We start from the raw sequence: 25561 nt of genomic DNA, 5'->3' as shown, positions 1-25561 counted from the left end.
AATTTTTATAACTGTAAGATGCACAAACAAAATTTTAAAATAATTTTATCATTTCTCCTTATCCTTATCAGCAACTTTATTTTCTCCCAGAAGAAGTTTACTATCGTTCTGGATGCTGGACACGGAGGAAGTGATCATGGAGCCAACAGGACCTATTCCGACATCGGAAGAATCGCAGAAAAAGACATTACACTTGCCATTACGTTAAAAGTAGGTGCCATGTTAGAAAAAAACAGAGATTTTAAGGTAATTTATACCCGTAAAATAGACGAGTATCCGTCTCTGTCTGACAGAACCAATCTGGCCAACAGAAGCAAAGCAGACCTTTTTATATCCATTCACTGTAACTCATCCCAGAGACCTACAGCGTATGGAACAGAAACGTATGTACAGGGACCTAACCAGAATAATGAAAACCTGGAAGTAGCCAAAAGAGAAAATGACGTAATTTTCCTGGATGAAAAAGATAAGCAGATCTTTGGTTCTTATAATCCGGACTCACCGGAATCATTAATTGCCCTGAAACTTCAGCAAAGTAAATATCTCGAATCAAGTCTTCTTTTGGGAGGATTGGTAGAAGATAATTTTGTGAATAAAGATAAAAGATCATCAAGAGGTGTATTTCAGAAAAACCTTCATGTTCTCCGTATGAATGCCATGCCATCTGTACTGATAGAAACCGGGTTCATCAATCACCCTGAAGAAAGTCACTACATTGCTTCAGATAAGGGGCAGACTGAAATTGCAGAAAGTATCTACAATGCTATTATTGATTATAAAAAGGCGATTGACAGAAAATCCGGTGGTTCTATTGCAACAAGAAAGCCAGAGCCGGAAAAACCTGCAGAGGTTCCTTTGAAAAATGATTTCAGAATTCTATTAATGAGTTCTCCTATGAAATACAATGAAAATGATCCTGCCCTGAAAGGCCTGAACTATATTCTTACGCTTAAAGAAAACGGGCAGTACAAGTATTACTATGCTGTCACCAATATGGCTTCGGTAAAAGATATTAATCTTAAAACAGCGAAGGATGCCGGTTTCAGAAATGCGTTTGCCGTAGGATTTATGCCTAACCAGAGAATCAATATGGGATATTATACGATTGAAGTGTATGCAGGTGATAAACTGAACGGCAATTCTTATATCCTCCAGAATTTAAAAGATGTGGAACGAAATAAGGACAACGGTGTATTCTACTACACGTATGGAAAAGTATACACATTGGAAGATGCTGTAAAACTTCAGAAGGAACTTGAAGCTAAAGGTATCAAAAATACGGTGATACAAAAGGTCTACAAATAAATCAAAAAAAATAATTTTGAAGTTTAAAAGTTAATTCCTACTTTTGCAACCTCAAAATTTGGCCTATTCGTCTAGTGGTCAGGACTCAAGATTTTCATTCTTGCAACAGGGGTTCGATTCCCCTATAGGCTACAAAACTACATCAATCAATCCCTGACCAATATAAGGTTCAGGGATTTTTTTATTCCAAAATTCAACGAAATCTCCACGAATTTTAAAAGAACGCTCATACACGCTTTGTACAAGGCGAATTTCGAAAATCTTTTTTGTTCGCTAAAATTTTCCTTTACTTTCTTTAACTTTTGTTATTTACAACTTGAAAACTTCAAGATTTATAAATTTTGGAAACCAAAAAGAGACTGCCTTTGATTAAGACAATCTCTTTATGTTAAGAGTAAACTAAAAATTTTCTTGTTATTACTCAAATTTATCAACTATTTTCCTCTACAAATTTTTTAAAGTCTTGTAAAAACTTAATAAAAACATCATGTTCTAAATCTAAATCCTGTTTTTTAGATTTTTCACCTGCCCTTTGTTTCATGAGGTCTACGAAGAAAACCCCATATTTATTGCTTCGGAAGAAAACATCCTCGTTTTGCCAGTCAAAGGATTCGTCAGGTTCTTTATTTTTGCTGTGTTCCACACCTTCAATTAATTTTTGAATTTTTTGTGGAGTCCAACCCGAATCTCCGAACCTAAACAAAACATTATATTTTTCTTCTTCAGGCATTATTCCAAAAGTAACTATATCTTCTATTACTTCAATGTAAAATTTATATTTCATTTTCTTTTATTTTTAAATAATTGGATAAGCATTCATGATTTTACCCGTATTGTCAACTTCTATTCTAATTTTAAATCCTACTGAAGTTGAACCCTCGTACTTATCAAATAAGTCAGTAGGTGCTTTTATTTTTTTATTAAGCCCTTTAGCTACCGTATTTTCATATACATACGCTATTTCCTCTTGTATTCTTTTAAGATCCCAATTTTTAGGGAACATAGAAGATTCTGCATTTTTCACTAAATAGCCATCTTTGTATTTTATACTGATTTTAGCCTTAAAAGGAACATCATCTGCTAATTGTGCCATAGAATAAATTCCTTCAGGTTCTATTACTTTCTCTACATCAATAATTCCGTCAAGAATAGCTGAACCTCTGTGCCCACCTTGTGAAACCAAAAACTCATCAAGATATTTAAACCCAGAGGGTTGTATACGCTCAAGCAAACTTGTATTAAATTCTCCATCTAAATGATTGAAAAAACCTTTGTCAAATTTACTGAGCCATCTTCCAAAAGCCAATTTACGCAAACCTTCCACATCATCTGTTAATTCATAAAATTTTTTCTTCAAATAATGAGCTAAATTCCCACTTTTTATGGCTTCTACTAACTCTAAAAATTCCTTTTTTAACCATTTCCACAGATCTGCCAATGAATTACCAATTTTCTTACCTATGTTTTTAGAAAAATTTATCGCTTTTCCTAATTTTGCTGATTTTTGAGATACTCTACCAATTTTACCTGCTGCCTGTGCTATCTTCTCAGAGATTTTTCCAGCAAGAGATGCGCCTCCTGTAAAATAGGTGATGATAGCATCCAAAATAAGCTCAAAAGCAATAGCACCTACAAAGTATGCCCAAAAGTAGTCATTAAGTTCTGAAAATTTCTTTTTTAGCATGTCAGTGAATTGTGAAATTTCTTTCCAAATTTTACCATTGCTAAAAATATTTTTAATTCCACTAAGAAACTCTTTTGAGTTTTCAGCAAATAAATCTACAAAATCTTCAATAAACTCTAACTTTTCTTGATGTTTTCTAAGCTCTACAGGGCTGAATTTCTCCATATTTAAAAATGGAAGATTGTCAGTAATCATAGCTAATAACATAATTACTGTTTGAGCCAATGAGATAAGACCGTTAAGTAATCCACATAAAAAAGCATTAATTTTTGCTACTTCCTGATTGATTTTTTCTCCTATAAACGCTCCAATCCCAGAAATGACATCTAAGACATCCTTAAAGAATGATTTGAGTTTATTATATATATTTTTAATGCTTTCAGGGATATTATCTTCTATGAAATTCTTTAAATAGAAGACTACAGCAAAGAAAATATCGTCCGCTATTGTTGGGGTTGCTTTAACAACAGTTGAAACTATTGCCAGGGAAATTTCATCAAAATAATCTACAAAGTCTTTGAGCTTGTTAAATCCTTCACTTGCTATTTCAGAAGCATTCTGCATAGTTTTGTATTCTCTGGCAGAAATAGGAACAGGAATGATGGGCTTATATTTTGCTTCTTGTTTTTGAAATCCGCTTGTACCTACTTTATTTTGATAAGTACTGTACATCGGTAATACAAAATACTTCTCGTAATCATAATTTTCTTCCGTGAATTTCCAAGTTTCAACAGTTTCAATACCTCCTCTAAGCCAATCAGCCAATTGATTATTTAAAGAAAATACCTTTTTAAAGGCTTCGTTCAATTGGGTTTGTTCTGCAATTTCTAAATAGATTGCACCTTTCAAAAGAGTTTCGTTTATCTTTTTATCATCAGCAAGCTCTCTAACAAGATTGTCAAACCCACTTACAGTTATTGATTCTGTTGGAGTTACATATGTGGTATTTTGATTATTACTATAAATTCTGTTAAAGAAGTTTTTGGCATCTTTTCCCATTTTTACCCGACAGGCTGTGCCAAAAAAGTTACTTTTTTTAGCGTCATCTTCTTCATAGAAAACTTTAAATTGTTTCTCTTCTACACCCTCTTTTTCGTACCTATCAAACACTTCAACACCACTCTTACATAGTATGAAAGTATATTTTATGCGATCTGTTACTTTAGTTTCGGGGATTTTATCGAAATCTTCGGGAGGAACAACAAATGTTTCAAAAAACACACTGTTTTTTCCATAAGGGCTGTCAATGTCTCTGCTCAAGACGTAATTTAATCTTTGTATCATATCATTTGAATTTACTATGAGCCAAATGTAGATTCGGGTAACGACAGAACCTGACGTATTATATTTATTTTACTTGAGACTTCACCTCATAATATTGCTATTAGCAATATTTGTATTAAGAATTATTTGAAAAAAGCAATCCCTATATGTTATATGTCACAAAAGCATTATATTTGCAAAAAATTTATCCATAGTTGGTTCTACCAATAGGGTAACACTGATGAAAAATATTATTGATAAATCATTGTTTGTAGTTTTCTGCAGACCATCAAATTTTATATCATGCCGGATTTAAAAATACAAGAAGCGAAATTGCTTTTTAAGAAAATCCACTCTAACCCAAAAAGTTACGATTTACAAATCAATGAAGGCGGGATTACAGGCAGAGATGATAAAATCAGTTTCAGGCTTTACAGGACTGGAGAAAGGGTTGCTTTTGAAGTAACAATTGATGAACTTACTTTCACCAATACCACTGGAGAATGGAATAATGCACTGATCATGCTTGGAAATACGATCAAAAAAATAGAGAAAGAACAAGAAAATTTAAAAATAGAACAGGCAATAAATAAACTCAGAAAGTACCTATCAGAAGAAAATTAAAATTTTTAAAAATAAATTTGGTAGTTTAAAAAAAAGTTTATAGTTTTGCACTCACATTTAAACGATATGGCAAATCATAAATCAGCACTAAAGAGAATCAGACAAAACGAAACTAGAAGACTTCGTAACAGATATTACCACAAGACTGCTAGAACAGCTTTAAAAGCTTTAAGAAATGAAGAGAACAAAGCTGCTGCTACAGAACAATTGCCAAAAGTTATCGCTTTATTGGATAAATTAGCTAAGAAAAATATTATCCACAAAAACAAAGCAGCTAACTTGAAAAGCAAATTAACAAAGCACGTTAATAAATTAGCGTAACAATATAGCTGGCCCGTTCGTCTATCGGTTAGGACCTCAGATTTTCATTCTGGTAAGAGGGGTTCGATTCCCCTACGGGCTACTTACATCTTATAAGACCACTGTAACAACGGTGGTTTTATAAAGATCACTGTAGAAAAAGCTATATTTAAATAAATCTAACCGGCCCGTTCGTCTATCGGTTAGGACCTCAGATTTTCATTCTGGTAAGAGGGGTTCGATTCCCCTACGGGCTACAATAAGAGTTGACACTTATAAAAACAAAAGCTAACACATTACTTCGGTAATGGAAGATAGAGGGCCCGTTCGTCTATCGGTTAGGACCTCAGATTTTCATTCTGGTAAGAGGGGTTCGATTCCCCTACGGGCTACAAAAGGACTTTTTCGAAAGTCCTTTTTTCATTTCTATATATAGATTTCGGGGATTCTTCCCAAGGTTTAAGCTTTCTATAGTTTCATTATACCTACCCTAAGGAACTATGCGATAATTCTTCAGATACAAAAGCCTATCCACAAGACCTCTTGTACAATTTTCACCCCAACAGGAACGTCATATTAAATTTCATTAAAAATATCACCAATAATGGAAATATTTTTTTTACTTCTTCCATTAATCCTTACATTTGAATAAAACTATTCATTTTTAAAATATATAACATGAAATTCAATTTATTTTCGGGAAGCCGATCCTCTTTAAAGGCCGGATTGATAGCTTTATTTTTATTTTCTACCAGCACAATGTCCTTGGCACAAAACAGAATTTATGCACACGCACAAAGCTCCGGAGTATTCGGAGTAGCCTGCCTGGGATGTCATATCGATAATCCCCTTAATGCCGTAGGAGATAACGAAGATGACTACTCAACAATGGTATTGGGAACAGCTCTGTTGGGAGGAATTCAGCAAACCCTGATTTTCCCTGACCTAAGATCTGACACAAGGCTGGTAGTAGGAATCGGAACAGACAACATACCATTATCTGTACAGTTGTTAAGCGGAGTAACGCTTGAAACAATGAATGGAGGTACATCCAATGATGATCGGAGAACAATTGATGTAAGCCTTCTTAAACTGGGCGCAACCCCAAACAGAGGTACAATAGAATTCAAACCTACAAAGCCTTATGATGGGATAAGAATCGGATTAACAGGCGGTGTTCTAAGCCTTGGCGATGGTTTCAGAGTTTATTATGCTTACCAGGATCCATTGATGAATATCATGGCTCACAGTCAGAACGGACAGATTACTCTTGGTGGAAATGTTCCTGTAGAAGGTTCCGAAGTTATCCTGTACAATACTTCAGGAAAGGAAGTATTCCGTTCCAAGCTGACCTCAAATACATTTGAGCCGAAACAGCCGGAAGGTGTTTATATCATGAATGTACAAACGAAAGAAGGTAAAACCTATTCCAAAAAAATTGTAATCAAATAATTTAATTGATTACAGAATAAATGCAGTATACTTTTTTCAAGCTTGCCATATTTTTTACATTCATTTTCAAGCAACTACAAGCATTCACCCCATTAAATAATAATAAATCATTAATTGCAAATATCAATAAATTATTAACAAATCACATAATTATGAAATAAAATAAACAACATAATTATTTTATTTATAAATTTACAAAAAAAACTAAAATCCAAAATTTTCTACATATGAAAACTTATTTATTATTGAGCCAACGCACGATGAAAGCTGCAGTTTTGGCATCATTCCTATTTTTAACCAGCACAATGTCTTTTGCTCAGATCGTAAAAACCTACGCAAGCAGCCAGACCAATCAGGTGCTAGGAGTATGCCTGGGTTGTGGTGTATTGAATCCTCAGAATGCTGTAGGGAGCAACGAGAATGACTATTCTACTCTACAGGTTTCAGTGGGGCTTCTTGCAAGAACAGAACAGACATTGATTTTCCCAACTACCAATATTGCGAACAATACCAATAAACTTGTTCTTGCGATAGGTTCAAACGGAACTCCTCTATCTGCACAGCTATTGGGCGGGGTATCTATTGAAACATTTAATGGAGATGTTTCCAATAACGATTACACAAGTCTTGCCACAAAACTGATCACTCTTGGAAGCGGAGATCCAAGCAAAGGGGAAATAGAGATGACGATGAACATCCCTTTTGACCGCATTAAAATAAATGTGAATTCCGGATTATTGAATATCGGTGGAGAGCTTAGAGTATACTATGCTTACCAGTACAAAGATCCTTTCATCAATTTCATGGCTCACAGCCAGGATGGGCAGTTCACTCTTGACAAAAATGTTTCTGCAGAAGGTTCCGAAGTTACTTTAACCAATACTTCAGGGAAAGAAGTATTCCGTTCCAAGCTGACATCAAATACTTTTGATACCAAACAGCCACAAGGGGTATATATTATGAAACTTCAGACAAAAGAAGGAAAAACATACTCTAAAAAAGTGATTATCAAATAAAGAAGATATACAACAGAATGAACCCGGCAAGCTTTAAAAGCTTGCCGGGTTTTTTATATCATCCCCTATTGATTGGTCAATAAAAACCCCTGACCAAAATTGATCAGGGGTTAAAATAACAAGATTACTATCTGCAATAGTATTAGTTTTTGATTAATTTCTGCTGATATACCGCTTTATCGGTTATAGCTTTTACAATATAAATACCCTTTGGAAGTGCACTTACATTAATCTGACCATTGTTCAGCTGCACATTGATTATTCTGCCCGAAGCATCGTAAAGAGAAACATTCTGAATTTTCTCCTGAGTTTTAATCGTAAGAATATCAGTTACCGGATTCGGATAAATGCTGAATTCCAGTTTCTTCACCTCAGCAGTTGCTAAAGTGGAAGCCGTACTGTTTACTGTAAGTGTTTTTTCAACTAATTTACCGTTTGAGTTAAAGCTGATCACAATATCAGACGTGCCTGAAAAAAGTGGTGTCAGAACCAGCTCATCATTATTGTTAATCACTGCAGAAACCGTGGCAGGGTTGCTGTTTGATTTGATAGATTTCACAACAGATACCGTCATATTGTCTGCATCAGAAACTATTGATTTCAGATCAATTGCCGTTGTATTTCCTGCAGTAACCTGTGAAGGGAAAACATTACTTACAACAGGAACTGAGTTATTGGTAAATACCGTTAACGCAGGGAACCAATAGTAGTCGTTCAGAGTTTTTGTATTGATAAGGGCTCCGGTCATATCATAGGTATGAATCCAGTTTTTCTGGTAGTGTGCTCCATATCCGCTTTCTGTGGTATTCAGAACCAACTCTCCGGTAACAGGGTTTACACGAAGAGCCGCTCCGTACGGAATTTGTTTAAACTGACCTGTTTGTCCTGGAATTGCAGCAAAGTTTTCGTTAAATGTTTTCGTTGTAACATCAAATCTCACAATCTGTGTTCCTGAGCTCCAGCTGCTTATTGAATTGATCCAGTATAAAGCATTTTCTTTGTTACTTGCTGTGAATCTTCCGGCATTCCATGCTCCCCAGTCTCCGATATACTTTGTAGTTGGGATATTGTAGATCTGTGTTGCAAAAGTGGTAGGATTAATGCTGATCAGCTTCTGATCCTGAATTCCCCATACACTTCCGTCTTTAGCCTGAACCACCGAGTAGAACCCTCCTGCAATAGTACTCACTATCGTATCGGTATTAGGATTAATCACTAAAATTCCTACTCCCTGTTTTACGGCAAAAACATATTGAGAAGTACGGATCATATTTCCGATCTGCCCGTTTCCACCTGTTCCGGTAATTAAATTACCAACCTGTAAATTATCAATATTAAAAAGAACGATACCGGTGGAAGTACCGATATATCCTTTATGTTCGTTTACTCCCACAAATGACCTACCATCACCGCCTCCGATGTTATTAAAACCAGCAATTTTCTGCATGGTCTGCGCATTGGCTACAACCAGTCTTCCTCCGGGAGTATATTGAGTATCTCCTCCATCAGCAGCTTGTTTTGAAACAAAATAGAATTTATCTCCGTAGATGGCTCCGTATTGTGTAGTTGCCCCAAAAGCCTGGTTATTGTTTGCATTACTGTAGACACGGTAATTAATCTGGCCGTTATTATCAATGAAGTTTACAGAACCGTTGGTATGACCAAACCATTCTTCGTTCACCATAAAATATCCGTTGGTATAGTTTGTAGAAGCTACATAGGGAGAAACCGGAGTCATGGTAGAAGAAACAGGTGTTTCATTAAATCCTACATTGAAATTCCATAGATCCCAGGAACCATTTTGCAATGTCCGTGAGGAAGCTCCAACACTGGAATATCCGAAATCTGCATCCGCCGGATTCTTTACCCAGTACGCCCAATATCCGTTCACGGTCCAACCTGACTGCCAATGATCGTTCGCAGCATCTACAATGGTGTAGCTGTCGAAATCATAAGCTGTCGTATTGACAAAACCATTGACCGGATATAACGGATAAGTGGTATTTCCGCTTTTGATCAGGGCATTGGTCCCCTGGCCGTTCAGATCAAATCCAATCCCTCCGACTGCTGATCCAAATTGTGTTCCCTGATAAAGCAACGTATATAATCTGTGGTCTGCTTTAGCAATAGCTTTCAGCATGTCTTCTCCGGTAGCACTTCCGTTCCATTTGAATCCCCAAACCATCGCATCAGGATTTTTACCGTCGTTCCACTGTACTACAAAAGCAGCCTGATTGGTTCCCGACCCTACCCAATACTGAATATCAGAAAAACTGATGGCAGTGGTATTAAGATTACTGATCCCTGAAATATCATTTCTGGGCACACCCTGTACTTTTATCTGTGCATTGGATACGCATGCAAACAGAAAAAGCATCATAAAAAGATAAAACTTTTTCATTTTTTATTAATTTAAATAGATTGTATTATTGACTTATTATTTGAAATGCAGATCGTAAGCTCCTGCTACTTCTGTAGAAACTTCACCCAGCCAGCCGGCTTCCTGATTGACTCCTGTATATATTTTCATAAAGTCAACGCCCGGAAGTTTCACGTATTTCCCACTTCTGTCTACCGCCCATGAAATATCAATATTGGAGGCTTCATCATTATTCGGAGCATTGTCTGCATATCCGAACTCATATGATTTTCCTACCCAATAGGATCCGTCCCCGTTCTGATCGTAGAAATTATTTGCCAGTCTTGTTCCAGAAAACCCGTAAGAACTTTCGGTAAACCATAAAGGATAATAGCTTTGCGCATGGAACGTATTTTTTGTTTTAAAGCCCTGATTCCCCAGATTGTCACTCCATTTTATATATTCCACATCGGTCTGCCAGAATTCAGTTCCGGCTACAGGTGTTTTATTTTCGTCAGGCTTAAAATAAGTTATGCTGTAATCTTTTACGGTAGCATTTTTAAAATATTCACTACCTGCAATTTCGTACCATTCATCATTATCCGGCTTTCCGTTTTTATTTCTGTCGTAGGCCACCATAATAATTCCCGGTTCACAGGATCCTGAACGTTGATCCGCGGCATCATTTCCAAAGAATGCATTTCCGAGTATTTTAAAATCACGTCCATTCAGATTGGGAATCGTATGATCAAAACCAAACACTACATATCCCCCATATCCTCCCAGACTGATCATGGTTGAATTACCTCCCACCAAAGATTCATTGGCTTTCTGAAGCATATTCGCGGCAGTATTCCCCGGTAAATATTCCGGAATTTCATTCATAAACTGTCCTACGGCAGGGCGGAACTCCAGTACTTTGGAAATGTATCTGCTATAAGGTGTTTTTTCTTTGGTTACAATTATTTTAGAATGAAAAACCTGCTCGTTTCCTTTATTCCTGATCTTTAAAGTCAGAGGATAAGCATCTGCATTTACACTGATAAATTCAAGTTCTGAGTTTTGGGAAATAATAGAATCGTTGATACTCCAAGTAACCGATCCTGATGCATTGGTAGGAATACTCAAAACCTTTAAACGCTCAATGGTATAGGAATCATCAAGGCCGTTAAAGGTAAATTCGTCTTCATCATCATGTTTACAGGCAATCGCTCCTAAAAGGAAAAAGGAAAAAAGCCCGGTTTTTAAATAAGTAAAGGTATTTCTGTTCATGTCTTAAGATTGGTTATTTGTATAAAAAAGCGAAGTGGGCAGGGATATTTCCGCCTTCCGTTTTCCATTTAAAGTGTCCGTTTTTATCGAAGCAATACACAAATCCCATGGATACATAATTTCTGGCATCTGTCATGTAGATATCTTCTGTGATGGGATTTACGGCAATGCCGTAAGGGGTTTTAATGGCATCTTCATATTCTTTGTCAAAAATTCTGTTGGCGATGATCTGTTCTGTTTTTACATCAATGATTCCAAATGTCTTTTTATAGCTGTGGGTATTGTAGTTGAATTCATTTCCATAGAAATAGAGTTTATCATTCACGATTGTCATTTCACTCACGGAGAGATGGAAATCTTTCTTGACCGTTCCTGTAGCTGCATCTATTAAATAAAGACTGGAAGGAACATTATAATAATCTCCTCTTGAGGTTACATAGAGGTCTCCGTAATTATCTTTTTTAATGTGGTGAAGATTGATGGCAACATTTATTTTTTTAAGTTCTGTAAAAGTATTCAGATCGATGACGGAAACTGTATTGTCATAATCGGGAGCCTTATATCCTCCGGAATTGGCAACAAATAAGGTATTTCCCACAATTTCCATTTCTTCGGGCTGATATCCTACCACTACCTCACGCTGAATGGAAAGAGAAGTGGTATCAATTTCCAATACTTTCCCTTTCGGTGCTTTCGGGTTAATCGCAACAGGTCCGGCGTAGCTGCTGGCATAAGCTTTTCCGTTTTTGAAAGCAAGGTATCGGCAGTTTTGTAATGGAATAGAAGTAATACGTTTGGCCGTTTTGGCATCAAGAACTTCAATTTTATTGGAAACATTGACTACGATATAAAGTTTGCTTCCGTACACTTTGATATCATTTCCTACATCTCCCAACTCTTTTACCACATTGGGATTAATTTCTGCATAAATATTTCTAAAATAAGTTCCCTTGGTGTAATCAAAAAAATCAAGGGTACATTTATTACTCCCCATATTCCCTTCATTGAGCATGTAGAAGCCTTTTATTGCTGTATTTTCTGAAGGAAGCCCTTCTACCACTTCCTGGCGGACAATAATTTCATCTGTACGGCATGAAGTAATAAAAGCTAATACAAGAAATAAAAAATAAAAGTTTAATTTTCTCATAGGGTGAAGTTTAGAATAAGTTTAAAGTTTCTTCCGGGCATCGGATAATTGAGGACAACATCATAGTATTGATTGAAAATATTATTCATCTCAAGGCTTATTTTAAACTGATGATTCGCCCAGTTGAATTTTTTCTGAACAGACAAATCGTGAGTATACCAGGGCTGCACATAATTGTATTGAATGTTATCCTGATTCACATCATATCTTTCTCCTACATACATCGCACTGTAATTGAAACTCCAGTCTTTATAATCCGCCAGCAGACTGAAAGATCCACTATGCCATGGGGTATAAGGAATCTGATTGCGGTAGAAAGTATCTTCAGGATCACTGATATCTTTTGCACTTTGGTATGTATAAGAAAGCAAAGGTCGGAGGGTTACTTTTCCAAGCTGCATTTCAGTCTGCACATTCACATCTGCACCAATGATTTCAACCAATCCAAGATTCATCATCAGCCAGCGGAACATGCTTCCGTTCGGAGCTGCCACAATTTTATCCTGTACTTTATTGTAGTAACCGTCTACTTTAGCATAAAATGTTTTAAGGAAACGGTTGTTATAATTCTTCTGATAAGTAAATCCTACATCATATTGATTGGTGAATTCCGGTTTCAGGTAGGTATTTCCGATATTGGTATAATACAAATCATTGAAGGTTGGAAGTCTGAAAATTCTTTTATAGAAAGCCCTTAGAGTAAGCTCCGGAATTTTTTCCGGCTGATAGCTCATAAACACCGCAGGTGTCCACTCTCTGGCATCTCCCGGTCTTTTATTTTTTCTTACTTCTTCAAAAGTAAAGGTTCCTAAAAGGCTTCCCATAATTTTGAATCTGTTCAACTGATAGGTTGTTGCTAATGCGACCAATGTAGTGTAGCGGGTAGGATAAGAAAAGTTATCCAGATTCGCGTCCAGATTATTGTACTGAAAATCTCCACTCAGGCTGACATCCCAATTGGGAGTGATTGAGTAAATATTGGAAGAGGAAAGATAAAGTTCCCTTTGGATATAGGTGTTATCGGTATAAATAATAGACTGCGAACGAACTGTGTCCATGAAATGGGTATAATCGTAAGCAAATTTTGCTTTAAGCTGTGTTTCAAATTTCGGGAACAGTTTTTTTCTCAGATTGGCCTGTACGAAATAATTTTCATCTGAAAGTCTCGCTCCTCTTCCGCCAAAGCGACCATTCACAATGGGAGCCGGCATTCCACGATCTGAAATATAACCATACCCTCTGATATTCCAGCTTCCATTATTTAAAGTTCCGTTGAAAGAAGTTTCAAACCGTTTTGCTTTGATATCTGAGTCCTGTCTTTTAGCGATGGTATCGTACGCCTGCTGCCCATCAGGATATTTCTTCGCGTACCGGAACCTGTAAATTCCGTCACTCTGCATAAATTCTCCGCTGAAGCTGGCAGAAATCTTGTCTGAAATTTTCTGTTCCAACCGGAATGAAGGATTAAAGAGATCAATAGATGCACTTTTTGCTCTTATCACCAAATTGGTTTTTCTTGGTCCTTTAAATATGGGTGTTTTAGGCTGTAAATAGATAGACCCCGAAGAGCCAAAGTCCTTTGCTGGCTGAAAAATTTCACTTTTCTGTCCGTTATACAACGATATTTCTTCCAGATCATCCAAAGAGTACCTCCCCAGATCTACCAGTCCGTTTTGAGCATTTCCTAATTGAATTCCATCATAAAAAACCCCTACATGCTGGCTTCCCATGCTTCGGATGTTGATGGTTTTCAAACCACCCAATCCTCCGTAATCTTTAATCTGAACGCCTGAAAAATACCGTAGTGCATCTGCAACAGAATGGCTGTTCAGTCTTTCCAGCTGTTCTCCCTGCAGGGTTTGTGCCGGAAGGATTTCTTTAAAATTCTTTTTATAAAGGTTGATTCCTTTAATGGTCTCTTCCTGAAGACTGTCTTTTTTCTTGGTTTGGGAAAACAAAAGTTGAGATGTGATCACCAATATTGTGAAAACAGCTTTATGAATTGCAGAAGTAGTTAGTTTTGCCGCCATTAGCTCATTTAAGGTAATGAAGACGCTAATGGGTATAAGAATACAACGACAAAGCACAGCGGTCACTGCACAGAATCATTGATGTCCTAAGCTTTATTCCACGAAAGCGTCAAACGATTATTGTCTGGCAGGTCTTCTGACTTACTCCATTTTTGAAATCCTTCCCATTAAAAAATAGTGGATATATTCTTCAAAAACTTTGGTGCGGAGCTTACAGCAGCGGGTCTGTCCCGGATTTTCACCGGATTCCCTTTTAAGAGCTTTTTACGGCTCACCAAATTCCGGCAAAGATAAATAATTATTCCTAATCCCCAACTAAAATCATGATTTATAAACAATTAAAGCTCCCGAAGGAGCTTTAACATGATTTCAACAAGGGTTTCTTTTTAAATTCCAATATTCAGAAAAATACTGAATCTTGATTTGGCTTCAATATCTCCTCCCGCCAGGCGCGTGTACATGGGAAGCATGACTTCACTTCCCAGGCTCAGCTTTTTATAAGAGGCTTCAAAACCTAATTTTCCGTACAAAGCACTTCCTGCAGTGTTCGGCAATGCTTCATCAAACTGTTTATTCTGAGCATAAACTTCTCCCTGAACTCCAGTTTTTACAGAGAATATAGATTTTTCATTTCCTGCAACCTGATAAAAACCTGTTGCTGCATAGTTCCATTGGTTTCCAAAACGGTAATTTTTCCTGTTCTCTGTTTTAATGGTATAATCTGTATTCACCAGTACGGCTACTTTATTTTTCTGAAACTTATAATTCAAAGCCGCCTGATAATCCCAGCTTCCGGTTCCCAGCTGAAAGCTTGGGTTGACACCGGATGCTCCTTTTTCATCAAACTTCCCTAGTGGAATTTTCACTCCCAGCCCTCCGCTCAGATAATGGAAATTATCTTTGGAACTCATCAACTGGTAAATTCCCATCAGGTTTAAATCTCCTATTCCATTGATTCTGACATCTCCCTGCATGGTTTTCTTTTTATGAAAATGGAATGGAAGGCTCGCATAAACACTCAGTTTTTTAGTCAGTGGAATTTTCCCCCAAAGTTGCAGCGTATTGAAATACTGATCCTGGGTAAGATCTTTTACAAATAAGTTCTCTTTCGCTTTATAATGCTGCGCAAAGTATTTGATCCCGATAAACTGCGGATTCAGTAAAGATTCAAAGCCGGAAGATCCGTTTCCTGCTGCACAGCCGCAAGCATCACAGTCATCATCAAAATCGAATCTGTTAAGCGTTTCGGGAGCAATATAAGCACTGTCTCTGATGGTTTTTGCCTGATACTGACTAAACACGATCAAACTTACTATCAATATAATCTTCTTCATGTTTTTTATAAATTATTCTGCAAATTTTGGATTGGATATAAAACTTTTATCCGATAATGTTTTCAGGAACGCAATGATCGATTGTTTTTCCTGGCTGTTCATAGCAATTCCTATGTGACCATTCTGTTTAAGCTGAGGATCAAGATTGGCATTATCTTCCACCTGATCCGAATAGAAATTAAGTACCGCTTCTAAGGTGTAAAATCTTCCGTCATGCATATAAGGTGCGGTATATTCCACATTTCTTAAACTGGGAACACGGAATTTCATCCAGTCGACCTGGTTAAGAGTAACTCTGTATCGTCCCGCATCTTTGAACTCCGTATTGTAATAGAGTCCTGTATTTCTGAAACTCTCATCGGTAAACAGTTCTCCGCTATGACAGGAAGCACATTTCTGCCCGAATAAGGCCATCCCTTGAGCTTCTGTTGAAGTCAACTGTTCTTTTCCCAGTCTGAATCTGTCATATTTTGAATCTGCAGAAATTAAAGAAGCCATAAACTGCGACAATGCTTTCAGAATTCTCTCTCCTGTAATGGTTTCGTCTCCATAAGCTTCTCTGAACAGTTTTTTATATTTCTGATCATCTTTTATTTTCGAAATAGCTTCCGGTATGGAACTGTCCATTTCATTTACGTCAGTAATCGGGCTGATGGGCTGCTCATTCAGATTGTGAATCACTCCGTCCCACATATATCTTTTCAAAAAAGCCATATTCTGGATGGGCGGTGCATTCCTGATTCCGATTCTGTCGTCTACCCCATGGCTCACCGTATGACCATGATGGGTAAAAGCATTTTCCTGGATATGACAGAAACCACATGAAATGGTATTATTTCTTGAAAGTCTGCCCTCATAGAATAATTTCCGTCCCAGCTCCACTCCGTTTTTGGTCACCGGATTGATGGATGTATCAAAAGTCATTTTCGGAAAATAAGAAGGAAACCGGAGATTATAGGCTTCATCCTTTTCCAGTGGCTGAATCACCTCATCAGAACATGAAATGAAGCTTAAGACCAATACAAGAAGAACGAGTATCGTTTTAATAAAAAAATTAATCATTGTGAACATGGTCTACTTTAAACATTTTTGTAAGATTGTTGGTAACGTCTACCAAGTGCTGGTTGGACCCCATCAGCATATCATTGGATGTGGTAAGAGTCAGTGCCTTATCTCCGCTCAGAAATTGGTTCAGGTCTGCAAGAATGTGAACAGAAGGACGGATTTGTCCTGTTACTCTGGCCGTTGTTGGAAGATTCAATGTAATTTCGCGATAAAGATCAGGTGTATTGTTGGCTGCAGTATTTCCCATATTTCCGGTGTGATTCATAAATTCTTTTGAAGGTGTATCATTTCCATATTTTCCTTCCAGTTTTACAAATACATAACCAGCAGCCCATGACCAGGACATTCCCTTCTGCTTGGCTTTTGTCCAGAATTCAGCTTGTCCGTCCTGTCCCAGCAAATAGGCTTTCTGGCTGACACCCAATCCGAATCTTATTTTTTTGTAATTGTTTTTCGGAACGCCATCCAGATTAAGATAAACAATTCCGGCTACAGCATCTGCCTGATCTACGATAAAAGCTCCTTTGTCAGGATTATTTTCGTTGTATTTAAATTCGTTTCCGTTTTCATCTATCAATGTGATATTACTGATGACGTATTTCAAAGCAGAAAAGTTATGTTTCTGTCCGTTAGCAGAAGTCTGAAACGTCTGATTTAGAACGATATCTCCCACATTGTTAAATCCGTTTTCAAATTTGATCTGAAGTTTTCCAGGCGTAGTATCCTGTGGGTTATCATCATCCCTGCTGCTTTCGCAGGCTGTAAAAGAGAATACAGTAAAGGCAATAAAGAATAGTGATAAAAATTGAGAAATTTTCATTGTTGATTTTTTAAGTTAAATTAATTTGAATGGCTGTAACAGCATTGTTTTTTTACCACAAAAGGCACAAAAGCTCTTACACTTAAGTTTATTAAGTGATACATATTATGTTCAGAGGAGCACTTAAGCTTTTTAAAATCTTTGATTTTTAATTGAGTAAGCTTTTGTGACTTTTTTGGTTGAATAGTGATCGTTTAACTTAAAAAACAGGTGGTTTGAAAATATGGGTAAGAAACGGGAAAGAATAGGCTGTTTCGTAGGTAAAATTGAAATTGAAAAACGAAATTTTTCCAGTAGTGTTGATCTCTGTAGTCTCCGGCAGAATATAGGTATCCAGAACTTTCTGCCCAGAGTTTTTGAGTTTCTGAAAAGGTGAAGATTCTGAATCATTGGCTTTGGCGAGCTCTTTACTCAGGTAACATTTTCCGTTACAGTGAACCTCCGGCCTGGTTTTATTGATACAGAGAACTTTAACAATATAATCATAATTTACAGCATACTCTACCATAGGTACTAAAGGTCTTAGCACCATATAGAAGGTAAAAAGTATGCTGTACAATATTTTCATCAGATTATTTCTTGCTTATCGCTTCGTCATATCTTCTGCTGATTTCTTTCCAGTTCGTAACATTCCAGATGGCGGTAAGATAATCTGCTCTTTTATTCTGATATTTTAAATAATAAGCGTGCTCCCAAACATCAATGCCGAATATTGGAGTTCCCTTTTCTTCTACAACATCCATCAAAGGATTGTCCTGATTAGGAGTAGAGGAAACAAACAGTTTTCCATCTTTCCCTACAGAAAGCCAGGCCCATCCTGAACCAAAACGGTCTGCACCTGCCTTAGACATTTTTTCCTTAAAAGCATCCATACTTCCGAAAGTTTCAGTGATAGCTTTTGCTAATTTTGCTGAAGGCTGTGTATTTTTCTGAGGTGTAAGGACCGTCCAGAACAATTCGTGGTTGTAGTGTCCTCCTGCATTATTTCTTACTGCAGCAGGTAATTTTGAAACATTGGAAAGAATCTGAAACAAAGTTTCTTTTTCCTGTAGAGTTCCGGCAATCGCTTTATTCAAGTTAGCAGCATATGCTGCACCGTGTTTTGAATAATGAATTTCCATCGTTTGGGCATCAATATTTCCTTCCAAAGCATTATAAGCATACGGCAGAGGCGTCTGCTTAAACTGGGCCAGTGCAAACTGAGCTGCGAAAACTGCACTTAAAGCAGCTATTTTCATAATCTTCATAACTTTTTTGTTTATGGTTGAACAATGTTTTCTTGTTAAGCGGGAGGATGGGTGATGGAAGCTGGAAGTAATTAATGTTATAGCCTAACTTTTTCAACTTCTATCTCCTTTTACAGCCATCTCAAAAAACTGCTAGAGCTTCATCGTCTGGAATAACTTCCAGCTTCAGACATCCGGCTCCCATCTTCCCTATTTCAATAATTTCTTAATATCCTCAATAAGAATTTCTCTGTCCGGGTGATACTTTCCTGTCAGCATTGGTGTTTTACCTTCCGGATCTGCGTAATTCAATCCTGAGTAATACAGAATAGGCATATTTTCCTTGTTATATCTGCATCGGATATTTCCTTCCTGATCTACCAGCGCAATCATTCCGCTGTGGTTCAGGCTTTCTCCTTCATCTTCTTTGTCACCCACATAAATATTAAACTGATCAGCGAGATTTCCAATATAGGCACGATCTCCGGTCAGGAAATGCCAGTTGGGAGATTTTGCACCAATTCTTTGGGCATGTTCTTTCAAAGCTTCAGGCGTGTCATTTTCCGGATCAATACTGATGGAGATAATGCCGAAGTTGGGATCATTAATCTGGTTTTGGATTGCCTTCATATTGGTATTCATCACCGGGCATATCGTAGGACATTTGCTGAAGAAAAATTCTACGAGATATACCTTTCCCAGCATATCTTTATTGGTAACTTTTTTACTGTTCTGATCTGTAAGTTCAAAATCCGGAACTTTCATGACAGTATAAAGATTCTTTTTAAAATATCCCATTCCTACCCCGATTCCCAGAAAAAGCAATGCAAATACCGCAATGGGTATGATCACTTTACTTTTATTTGCGGTCTTTTTATTTTTGGGCATATTTCTCAGGATTTTTTTTGAATTCATCTTTGCAGTACACACTGCAAAAACCGTACGTTTTATTTTTATATACCGCAGTATCTTGAGTAGATCCGGCAGTTTTCATGTGGCAGATAGGGTCTTCTTCATTCACTACCTGTACATTTTCTATTTTCTTTCCGGAGGTATCCATGTGGCTTGCATGCTTTACCTTAGGCGTTTCTTTCGCACACGACAGCAATGATATCGACAGCATAGCAGCCGAAATAATGAGAGATTTCATTGTAATGTTAAATTGAATTAATACTATTAAATAAGTTATGGTACAATCTAAGTCGGAAAAGCACAACATTTCTTAAGAATAACTGATGCATCCTTTATACTTACAACAGTTAATTTTAACTGCAGAATGTTTCTTTAACGGCCTATTAATGAAGATTTTAAAAACCTCCATTTATTAAACTAAAAATATAGTTTAAAATAAAACTAAACTAACGGAGGATGGAATATCCTTGAAAAGTATTCTGAAGAATGAGAATTAAAGTAGCTTGAGTCCGGAGCTTTAGTAAATAATTCTGAGTTCAGCTGTGACGAAAATGAAAGAATATCATGAGAAATAAAAACATCTAATCCCGCAATCTTTATAGTTTGGGAACTATTGGACTGCTTTTCTGTTTTTGCCAGTTCTTTTTCCACATAGCATTTTCCCTTACAGGTGGATTGTGGTACATTCCTTTTCTCACAAAGGTTTTTTACAATATAATCATAGTTCACTGCATAGTTTGCCAATGGCAAAACAGGGCGTAATGCAATGGTAAAAATGACGAATATGGAAATAAATAACCTCAACGATTTTTTCTCTGTTACAAATATACTACTTCAAAACTGTTTTATATTCCATTTATGATGAATGTCATTGGAAAGTTGAGCTGTTACCGTTAAAATTTACAAAACTGTGGCTGTTGCTAACATCATATTATCCCGAAATTTGAATACAATTTAGTTCTTTATATACAATTTAATCTTGTTAATAAAAACTCTGCCGATGTATTTGGCAGAGTTTTTTATTTTTTTAATGTCTTGTTTTTGTTGGAAACGCAAAGACGCAAGTTTTTTCAATGTTTACTGTTTTTAAGGCGCCAGGATTTTATCTCCGATAAAATTTAATACGGCTAATAATAAGATTGAATAAAGCTGATCATTCAGAAGTAACTTTGCTGAAAATCTTTGATTTTCTTGCGTCCTAAAAAAACACTACAATTTTTATCTTCTTTGCACCTTTGCGTTTCTCCAACAAAAACCTATTCCCTCTTCTAAATTAAGTTTTGGCGTGATGCAATGTTGGAAGCGCAAAGACGCAAGTTTTTTTAAATGCTTACTATTTTAAGGCGCAAAGATTTTATGTCGGATAAAGTTTAAAAACAAAAGCCCTGCTGAAAAATTCAGCAGAGCTTTATTCAATATAATTGAGTTGTGTTTATTATTTGCTTGTTAAAATTTCATTCTTTGGATTCTCACCGCATTTAAAATAGCCAGCAATGCTACTCCTACATCGGCAAACACAGCTTCCCACATGGTTGCCAATCCACCGGCTCCCAGGATGAGAACAACAGCTTTTACAGCAAAGGCAAGGACAATATTCTGCCAAACGATCTTTTTAGTTTGTTTTCCGATATTGATGGCCATCGGGATTTTACTTGGTTTATCATCCTGAATCACTACATCTGCAGTTTCAATGGTGGCATCACTTCCCAAGCCTCCCATCGCAATTCCTACATCGCTTAAAGCCACTACAGGCGCATCATTCACTCCGTCTCCTACGAAAGCTACAGTCTGGTTTTTAGCTTTGATTTCTTTCACCTTGTTTACTTTGTCTTCAGGCAACAGATCTCCGAATGCATTGTCGATACCCAATTGATCTGCTACATATTTCACAACGGTACTTTTATCACCACTCAGCATCGTAGCCTTTACATTCATTTTATGCAGGTTGTCTACGGTTTCTTTAGCATCTTCTTTGATGCTGTCTGCAATCGTGATATAGCCTGCAAACTTTTTATCATAGGCCACCGCAATCACCGTGTAGACAATATTGGAGTGGTTAAGATCATAACGGATGTTGAACTTATCCATCAGCTTAAAGTTCCCAACCAGAAGTTCTTTTCCGTTAACCGTAGCTTTCAATCCGTGACCTGCAATTTCTTCTACATTTTCTAAGGGATTATTATGATTTATTTCTCCTACATAATTGTGGATTGCTGTTGCCACCGGATGAGTACTTTTACTTTCGAGAACATTGACCAGCTGAAGGATTTCTTCTTTGTTAAATTCAGGGCTTATGCTTACTTCCTGAACTTTGAATACGCCTTCTGTCATGGTCCCGGTTTTATCCATCACCACATTCTGAATCTCTGCAATACTGTCTAAGAAATTACTTCCTTTGAACAGAATTCCGTTTCTACTTGCTGCCCCAATTCCTCCGAAATACCCTAACGGAATTGAGATAACAAGGGCACAAGGGCAGGAAATCACAAGGAATATCAATGCTCTGTACAGCCAGTCTCTGAACTGGTAATCGCTCACAAAGAAATAAGGCAGTAAACAGATTCCAATGGCAAGAAATACCACGATGGGCGTGTATACTTTCGCAAATTTTCTGATGAACAATTCTGTAGGGGCTTTTTGGGCCGTAGCATTCTGAACAAGTTCCAGAATTTTGCTCAGTTTACTGTCTTCATATGCGGTATTTACTTTTACCAGAGCAATACTGTTCATATTGATCATTCCGGCAAGGACTATTTCTCCTTTATTTTTGGTATCGGGTTTACTTTCTCCCGTTAAAGCTGCTGTGTTGAATGAAGCCGAATCTGAAAGCAATTCCCCATCCAGTGCCAGTTTTTCACCGGGTTTCAGCTGTATGACGTCTCCAATTTTAGCTTCTTTGGCCTTCATAGCCTTGGGCTGATTATTTTCCATAACCGTTACCTCGTCAGGACGCTGATCCAATAATGCTTTTATATTTCCTTTGGCTCTGGTAACTGCCATAGACTGGAATACTTCTCCTACGGCATAAAACAGCATTACCGCTACTCCTTCAGGATATTCTCCGATGGCAAAAGCACCAATGGTTGCAATGCTCATCAGAAAGAATTCTGAAAACACATCTCCCTTAATGATACTTTTATAAGCATCTTTCAATACCGGAAATCCTACAGGAATATAAGCTGCCAGGAACCATACCAACCGTACCCAGCCTGTAAACCATGCAGGTTTTATATAGTTATCAAAGGCAATTCCCAATAATAAGATGATAAATGATATTATGGCAGGAAGAAACATCTGGAAGACCGTCTGATCTCCTGAGTCGTGAGAGTGATCATGCCCATCGTGGTCATGTCCGTCTCCTTCTGCGTGATGATGTTGGTGTCCTTTTGTATCTGGTTTTTCCGGGGTTGTACTACAGCATTTTTCCATAACTGAATATTTTTATACAAATGTAAAGATGAGACTGATGCAATGCTATTGCAAACTTTCAAGACAGTTTTCGCAGATTCCTTTGGCAAAGAGTCTTATTTCGTCAATCCTGAAATTGGTCTGGATATTTTCAGGGAAGGAAATATCTTCTTTGCAGGTGGTTTGCTTGCATATTTTACAGTAAAAATGCAGATGCCAGTCTTTGTGTGTTTTTTCATCACAATCATCTTCGCAAAGTTTGTATTTCGTGGTTGTATTTTCCTGAATGCTGTGAACAATTCCTTTTTCTTCAAAGGTTTTCAATGTTCTGTAGATGGTGATTCTGTCAGCATTATCAAAATGATTTTCTATTTCAGAAAGGGATAGAGCCGCTTCCTGAGAGCTTAAAAAATCATATACCAAAATCCTCATACTGGTGGGTTTGGTATTTTTATCAATGAGTTTGTGTTCTATATCTTTTTTCATTGTACGCATTTAATGGTTACAGATGAACTTCATTTTCTTCATAGCCTTCTTCTTCGATCTGAAAAGTGGTATGACTGATTTTAAAATTATTCACAGTAGCATCAGTCAATGTTTTTAATAATTGGCTTTGAGGATGTCCATTCTCTTTTACAACGTGTGCGCTCATCGCATTCACACTGGATGTTAGTGACCATACGTGCAGATCATGAACATCTTTCACTCCGGGAGTTTTCTCCAATGATTGACGAAGTTCCCGGATATCCACATCTTTTGGAGTTCCTTCCAGCAGAACATTAATGGCTTCTTTCAAAAGTCTCCATGTTCTTGGAAAGATCAACAGCCCGATGGCTGCTGAAATCAACGGATCGGCATAGTACCAGCCTGTGGTCAGCATAATTACTCCTGCGATCATGACTCCTACAGAAGTAAGCATATCTGAAAGAACTTCAAAGTATGCACCTTTCATATTGAGACTGCCTTCTGAATCTTTTCTTAAAATCATCATTCCGACAATATTAACGATCAATCCGATTCCGGCTACAATCAGCATGGATTTACTTTGTACTTCCGGCGGGTTCTGAAAACGCTGATAGGCTTCAAACAAAACATAGATTGAAATTCCCAGTAAAACCACAGCATTTACTACTGCTGCCAGTATTTCTGTTCTATAATAACCGTATGTTCTGGATGGATCTGCTTTTCTTTCTCCTATTTTAATGGCAATAAATGCCAGCAATAATCCTACCACGTCGGTCAGCATATGGGCTGCATCCGCTAATAGTGCAAGACTATTGGTGATGATCCCTCCTATTACCTCGGCAATGAGATAGGTTCCGCTAAGGCAGAGAACAATCAGGAGGTTCTTTTTGTGTCTGCTTCCTGCAGAAACGGTTTGTGTTGGTGTGCTTTCCATATTGGGTATGGTTTAATTACATTTCATAATAAGATGTATTCTCTTTTTTGGGTGGAACATTCTGCTCACCAATCATCTGTCTGATATTGATTTCTATGGTCTGCGCCAGAGAAGTCATTGGAGTATCTACAGGACCATTTTCAAACGGATCCTGCATGATGATAGATGTTTTTTCAATGGCAATGAATGTCACCGGAACCAGGAAAGTAATGGCAATTTCTACCAACAGCTGTGAATCATCAAGCCCAAACGGAAGAATGGCTGCAAAAACATAGATCAGAATATGAACCAAAACACTGTAAGAACGTGGAAAAACGGTATTCTTCAGTCTTTCGCATTTTCCCATACTGTCGCAGAGTCTTGTGATGATATCATTCAGCTGCATTTGCTGGAAATCCGTCAATCCTTTGGATACTGCCATTTCTTTCAGCTGTCTTGAATGTTCATCCAGAATAGCATTGGGAATATTGACAGCTTTGATCTGATGTTGATTCAGGTATTGCTGAACTTTTTCAGAAAAAGGTAACCTTCTCAAAGATTCTCCAAGGGCATAGGTCCAGATGATCTGTCTTTCGGCAAACTCTTTTATTGCTTTGTCTTCTCCTGCCGGCATAAACTGAATGATCAGTCTCACAAAAGTTCTGGAATCGTTGACAACAGCACCCCAAACTGTTCTTGCCTCCCACCATCTTTCGTAGGATTGGGAGGTACGGAATGCCAACAGTAATGACACCGCAGTTCCCAGCAATGCAGGGATATTTAAGGGCAGTGATATTTTGCGAAACCATGGTAATTCGTCCAGAAGACCAATAGCAATGGCAAATATTCCGATGAAAAGAATTTGGGTTTTTATTTCACGGATGAAATACCAGACTGATATTTTTTTGTTTAGTAACATAATCAGGTCATTTATTAAAAATTCGGTGAGATACTCTTTATTTTTTT

23 protein-coding genes, 4 tRNA genes and 1 riboswitch are annotated in these 25561 nt (G+C 37.3%); of the genes, 9 read left to right on the top strand and 18 right to left on the bottom strand.

The annotated features are described in order from the left end of the window. Positions 1 to 18: 18 nt before the first annotated feature. Positions 19 to 1305 (top strand): N-acetylmuramoyl-L-alanine amidase, encoded by a 1287-nt coding sequence (locus FFS26_RS10475; protein ID WP_171006287.1) that lies wholly within the window; start codon positions 19 to 21, stop codon positions 1303 to 1305. A 60-nt stretch (positions 1306 to 1365) separates the two neighbouring features. Further along, positions 1366 to 1437: transfer RNA gene (locus FFS26_RS10470), tRNA-Glu, on the top strand. A gap of 298 nt (positions 1438 to 1735) precedes the next feature. Here the strand turns inward: FFS26_RS10470 and FFS26_RS10465 are convergent. Together FFS26_RS10465 and FFS26_RS10460 are read right to left on the bottom strand one after the other, a co-directional pair. Continuing rightward, positions 1736 to 2089: a hypothetical protein gene (locus FFS26_RS10465; RefSeq protein WP_110008514.1), complete on the bottom strand. Its 354-nt coding sequence runs from the start codon at positions 2087 to 2089 to the stop codon at positions 1736 to 1738. A 12-nt stretch (positions 2090 to 2101) separates the two neighbouring features. Then, entirely contained in the window at positions 2102 to 4273 is a 2172-nt protein-coding gene (locus tag FFS26_RS10460; RefSeq protein ID WP_137905002.1) for an EndoU domain-containing protein, read from the bottom strand. A 282-nt stretch (positions 4274 to 4555) separates the two neighbouring features. Here FFS26_RS10460 and FFS26_RS10455 point away from each other — a divergent pair, with 282 nt between their 5' ends. The 7 genes from FFS26_RS10455 (at position 4556) to FFS26_RS10425 (ending at position 7644) form a co-directional block, all read left to right on the top strand. Next, positions 4556 to 4876, top strand: coding sequence for a hypothetical protein (locus FFS26_RS10455; RefSeq protein WP_034694584.1), 321 nt, complete (start codon positions 4556 to 4558; stop codon positions 4874 to 4876). Positions 4877 to 4942: 66 nt separating this feature from the next. Further along, positions 4943 to 5197 (top strand): 30S ribosomal protein S20, encoded by a 255-nt coding sequence (gene rpsT / locus FFS26_RS10450; RefSeq protein ID WP_002983073.1) that lies wholly within the window; start codon positions 4943 to 4945, stop codon positions 5195 to 5197. A gap of 10 nt (positions 5198 to 5207) precedes the next feature. Further along, positions 5208 to 5279, top strand: a tRNA-Glu gene (locus FFS26_RS10445). Positions 5280 to 5361: 82 nt separating this feature from the next. Further along, positions 5362 to 5433, top strand: a tRNA-Glu gene (locus FFS26_RS10440). Positions 5434 to 5496: 63 nt separating this feature from the next. Next, positions 5497 to 5568 (top strand) — tRNA-Glu (locus FFS26_RS10435). Positions 5569 to 5854: 286 nt separating this feature from the next. Continuing rightward, positions 5855 to 6628 carry a T9SS type A sorting domain-containing protein gene (locus tag FFS26_RS10430; protein ID WP_137905001.1) on the top strand — a complete coding sequence of 258 codons (774 nt, stop codon included), beginning with the start codon at positions 5855 to 5857 and terminating at the stop codon, positions 6626 to 6628. Positions 6629 to 6855: 227 nt separating this feature from the next. Continuing rightward, entirely contained in the window at positions 6856 to 7644 is a 789-nt protein-coding gene (locus FFS26_RS10425; RefSeq protein ID WP_110008510.1) for a T9SS type A sorting domain-containing protein, read from the top strand. A 142-nt stretch (positions 7645 to 7786) separates the two neighbouring features. Here FFS26_RS10425 and FFS26_RS10420 read toward each other — a convergent pair whose 3' ends face one another. The 16 genes from FFS26_RS10420 to FFS26_RS10345 all read right to left on the bottom strand — a co-directional run bounded on the left by FFS26_RS10420 (position 7787) and on the right by FFS26_RS10345 (position 25514). Next, positions 7787 to 10045 carry a DUF5074 domain-containing protein gene (locus FFS26_RS10420; RefSeq protein WP_137905000.1) on the bottom strand — a complete coding sequence of 753 codons (2259 nt, stop codon included), beginning with the start codon at positions 10043 to 10045 and terminating at the stop codon, positions 7787 to 7789. 36 nt (positions 10046 to 10081) lie between these two features. Then, complete coding sequence (locus FFS26_RS10415; protein ID WP_137904999.1) at positions 10082 to 11275, bottom strand: cell surface protein; 1194 nt, start codon at positions 11273 to 11275, stop codon at positions 10082 to 10084. A gap of 13 nt (positions 11276 to 11288) precedes the next feature. Continuing rightward, entirely contained in the window at positions 11289 to 12422 is a 1134-nt protein-coding gene (locus FFS26_RS10410; RefSeq protein ID WP_137904998.1) for a YncE family protein, read from the bottom strand. Then, positions 12419 to 14452, bottom strand: a complete 2034-nt coding sequence (locus tag FFS26_RS10405) for a TonB-dependent receptor plug domain-containing protein (protein ID WP_137904997.1) — start codon at positions 14450 to 14452, stop codon at positions 12419 to 12421. Before FFS26_RS10405 ends, FFS26_RS10410 begins: the two co-directional genes overlap by 4 nt. Positions 14453 to 14560: 108 nt before the next feature. Continuing rightward, positions 14561 to 14746: riboswitch (cobalamin riboswitch) on the bottom strand. Positions 14747 to 14838: 92 nt separating this feature from the next. Continuing rightward, on the bottom strand, positions 14839 to 15786 hold the full coding sequence (locus FFS26_RS10400; RefSeq protein ID WP_137904996.1) for a transporter: 948 nt from the start codon (positions 15784 to 15786) through the stop codon (positions 14839 to 14841). Positions 15787 to 15798: 12 nt separating this feature from the next. Further along, entirely contained in the window at positions 15799 to 16848 is a 1050-nt protein-coding gene (locus FFS26_RS10395) for a cytochrome-c peroxidase (protein WP_137904995.1), read from the bottom strand. Beyond that, positions 16841 to 17671, bottom strand: coding sequence for an MbnP family protein (locus tag FFS26_RS10390; protein WP_110008503.1), 831 nt, complete (start codon positions 17669 to 17671; stop codon positions 16841 to 16843). The genes FFS26_RS10395 and FFS26_RS10390 overlap by 8 nt, the downstream gene beginning before the upstream one ends. A gap of 199 nt (positions 17672 to 17870) precedes the next feature. Next, complete coding sequence (locus FFS26_RS10385) at positions 17871 to 18239, bottom strand: hypothetical protein (protein WP_228449427.1); 369 nt, start codon at positions 18237 to 18239, stop codon at positions 17871 to 17873. Between the two features lie 4 nt (positions 18240 to 18243). Further along, positions 18244 to 18918, bottom strand: a complete 675-nt coding sequence (locus FFS26_RS10380) for a superoxide dismutase (protein WP_110008501.1) — start codon at positions 18916 to 18918, stop codon at positions 18244 to 18246. A 189-nt stretch (positions 18919 to 19107) separates the two neighbouring features. Beyond that, on the bottom strand, positions 19108 to 19785 hold the full coding sequence (locus tag FFS26_RS10375) for an SCO family protein (protein ID WP_171006286.1): 678 nt from the start codon (positions 19783 to 19785) through the stop codon (positions 19108 to 19110). Further along, a complete protein-coding gene (locus FFS26_RS22500) occupies positions 19772 to 20047 on the bottom strand; it encodes a YHS domain-containing protein (protein ID WP_171006285.1) in 276 nt (91 codons plus the stop codon). The genes FFS26_RS10375 and FFS26_RS22500 overlap by 14 nt, the downstream gene beginning before the upstream one ends. A gap of 203 nt (positions 20048 to 20250) precedes the next feature. Further along, positions 20251 to 20613 carry a hypothetical protein gene (locus tag FFS26_RS10365; RefSeq protein WP_110008500.1) on the bottom strand — a complete coding sequence of 121 codons (363 nt, stop codon included), beginning with the start codon at positions 20611 to 20613 and terminating at the stop codon, positions 20251 to 20253. Positions 20614 to 21255: 642 nt separating this feature from the next. Next, on the bottom strand, positions 21256 to 22905 hold the full coding sequence (locus tag FFS26_RS10360; RefSeq protein WP_410493522.1) for a heavy metal translocating P-type ATPase: 1650 nt from the start codon (positions 22903 to 22905) through the stop codon (positions 21256 to 21258). A gap of 378 nt (positions 22906 to 23283) precedes the next feature. Further along, positions 23284 to 23703 carry a Fur family transcriptional regulator gene (locus FFS26_RS10355; RefSeq protein ID WP_002983024.1) on the bottom strand — a complete coding sequence of 140 codons (420 nt, stop codon included), beginning with the start codon at positions 23701 to 23703 and terminating at the stop codon, positions 23284 to 23286. A gap of 16 nt (positions 23704 to 23719) precedes the next feature. Further along, positions 23720 to 24616 carry a cation diffusion facilitator family transporter gene (locus FFS26_RS10350; RefSeq protein WP_137904993.1) on the bottom strand — a complete coding sequence of 299 codons (897 nt, stop codon included), beginning with the start codon at positions 24614 to 24616 and terminating at the stop codon, positions 23720 to 23722. Between the two features lie 16 nt (positions 24617 to 24632). Further along, positions 24633 to 25514 carry a bestrophin family protein gene (locus FFS26_RS10345; RefSeq protein WP_137904992.1) on the bottom strand — a complete coding sequence of 294 codons (882 nt, stop codon included), beginning with the start codon at positions 25512 to 25514 and terminating at the stop codon, positions 24633 to 24635. Positions 25515 to 25561: the final 47 nt, after the last annotated feature.

This window comes from Chryseobacterium sp. 2VB (genome assembly GCF_005503635.1).
Taxonomy (GTDB): domain Bacteria; phylum Bacteroidota; class Bacteroidia; order Flavobacteriales; family Weeksellaceae; genus Chryseobacterium; species Chryseobacterium cupriresistens.
The sequence above is the reverse complement of the archived record's forward strand: the minus strand, read 5'-3'. Positions and strand labels throughout refer to the sequence as shown.

Coding starts and splice junctions, on each gene's coding strand:
- FFS26_RS10475 (WP_171006287.1), top strand. CDS start 19: ATGCACAAACAAAATTTTAAAATAATTTTATCATTTCTCCTTATCCTT.
- FFS26_RS10465 (WP_110008514.1), bottom strand. CDS start 2,089: ATGAAATATAAATTTTACATTGAAGTAATAGAAGATATAGTTACTTTT.
- FFS26_RS10460 (WP_137905002.1), bottom strand. CDS start 4,273: ATGATACAAAGATTAAATTACGTCTTGAGCAGAGACATTGACAGCCCT.
- FFS26_RS10455 (WP_034694584.1), top strand. CDS start 4,556: ATGCCGGATTTAAAAATACAAGAAGCGAAATTGCTTTTTAAGAAAATC.
- rpsT (WP_002983073.1), top strand. CDS start 4,943: ATGGCAAATCATAAATCAGCACTAAAGAGAATCAGACAAAACGAAACT.
- FFS26_RS10430 (WP_137905001.1), top strand. CDS start 5,855: ATGAAATTCAATTTATTTTCGGGAAGCCGATCCTCTTTAAAGGCCGGA.
- FFS26_RS10425 (WP_110008510.1), top strand. CDS start 6,856: ATGAAAACTTATTTATTATTGAGCCAACGCACGATGAAAGCTGCAGTT.
- FFS26_RS10420 (WP_137905000.1), bottom strand. CDS start 10,045: ATGAAAAAGTTTTATCTTTTTATGATGCTTTTTCTGTTTGCATGCGTA.
- FFS26_RS10415 (WP_137904999.1), bottom strand. CDS start 11,275: ATGAACAGAAATACCTTTACTTATTTAAAAACCGGGCTTTTTTCCTTT.
- FFS26_RS10410 (WP_137904998.1), bottom strand. CDS start 12,422: ATGAGAAAATTAAACTTTTATTTTTTATTTCTTGTATTAGCTTTTATT.
- FFS26_RS10405 (WP_137904997.1), bottom strand. CDS start 14,452: ATGGCGGCAAAACTAACTACTTCTGCAATTCATAAAGCTGTTTTCACA.
- FFS26_RS10400 (WP_137904996.1), bottom strand. CDS start 15,786: ATGAAGAAGATTATATTGATAGTAAGTTTGATCGTGTTTAGTCAGTAT.
- FFS26_RS10395 (WP_137904995.1), bottom strand. CDS start 16,848: ATGATTAATTTTTTTATTAAAACGATACTCGTTCTTCTTGTATTGGTC.
- FFS26_RS10390 (WP_110008503.1), bottom strand. CDS start 17,671: ATGAAAATTTCTCAATTTTTATCACTATTCTTTATTGCCTTTACTGTA.
- FFS26_RS10385 (WP_228449427.1), bottom strand. CDS start 18,239: ATGAAAATATTGTACAGCATACTTTTTACCTTCTATATGGTGCTAAGA.
- FFS26_RS10380 (WP_110008501.1), bottom strand. CDS start 18,918: ATGAAGATTATGAAAATAGCTGCTTTAAGTGCAGTTTTCGCAGCTCAG.
- FFS26_RS10375 (WP_171006286.1), bottom strand. CDS start 19,785: ATGCCCAAAAATAAAAAGACCGCAAATAAAAGTAAAGTGATCATACCC.
- FFS26_RS22500 (WP_171006285.1), bottom strand. CDS start 20,047: ATGAAATCTCTCATTATTTCGGCTGCTATGCTGTCGATATCATTGCTG.
- FFS26_RS10360 (WP_410493522.1), bottom strand. CDS start 22,905: ATGAGCATTGCAACCATTGGTGCTTTTGCCATCGGAGAATATCCTGAA.
- FFS26_RS10355 (WP_002983024.1), bottom strand. CDS start 23,703: ATGAAAAAAGATATAGAACACAAACTCATTGATAAAAATACCAAACCC.
- FFS26_RS10350 (WP_137904993.1), bottom strand. CDS start 24,616: ATGGAAAGCACACCAACACAAACCGTTTCTGCAGGAAGCAGACACAAA.
- FFS26_RS10345 (WP_137904992.1), bottom strand. CDS start 25,514: ATGTTACTAAACAAAAAAATATCAGTCTGGTATTTCATCCGTGAAATA.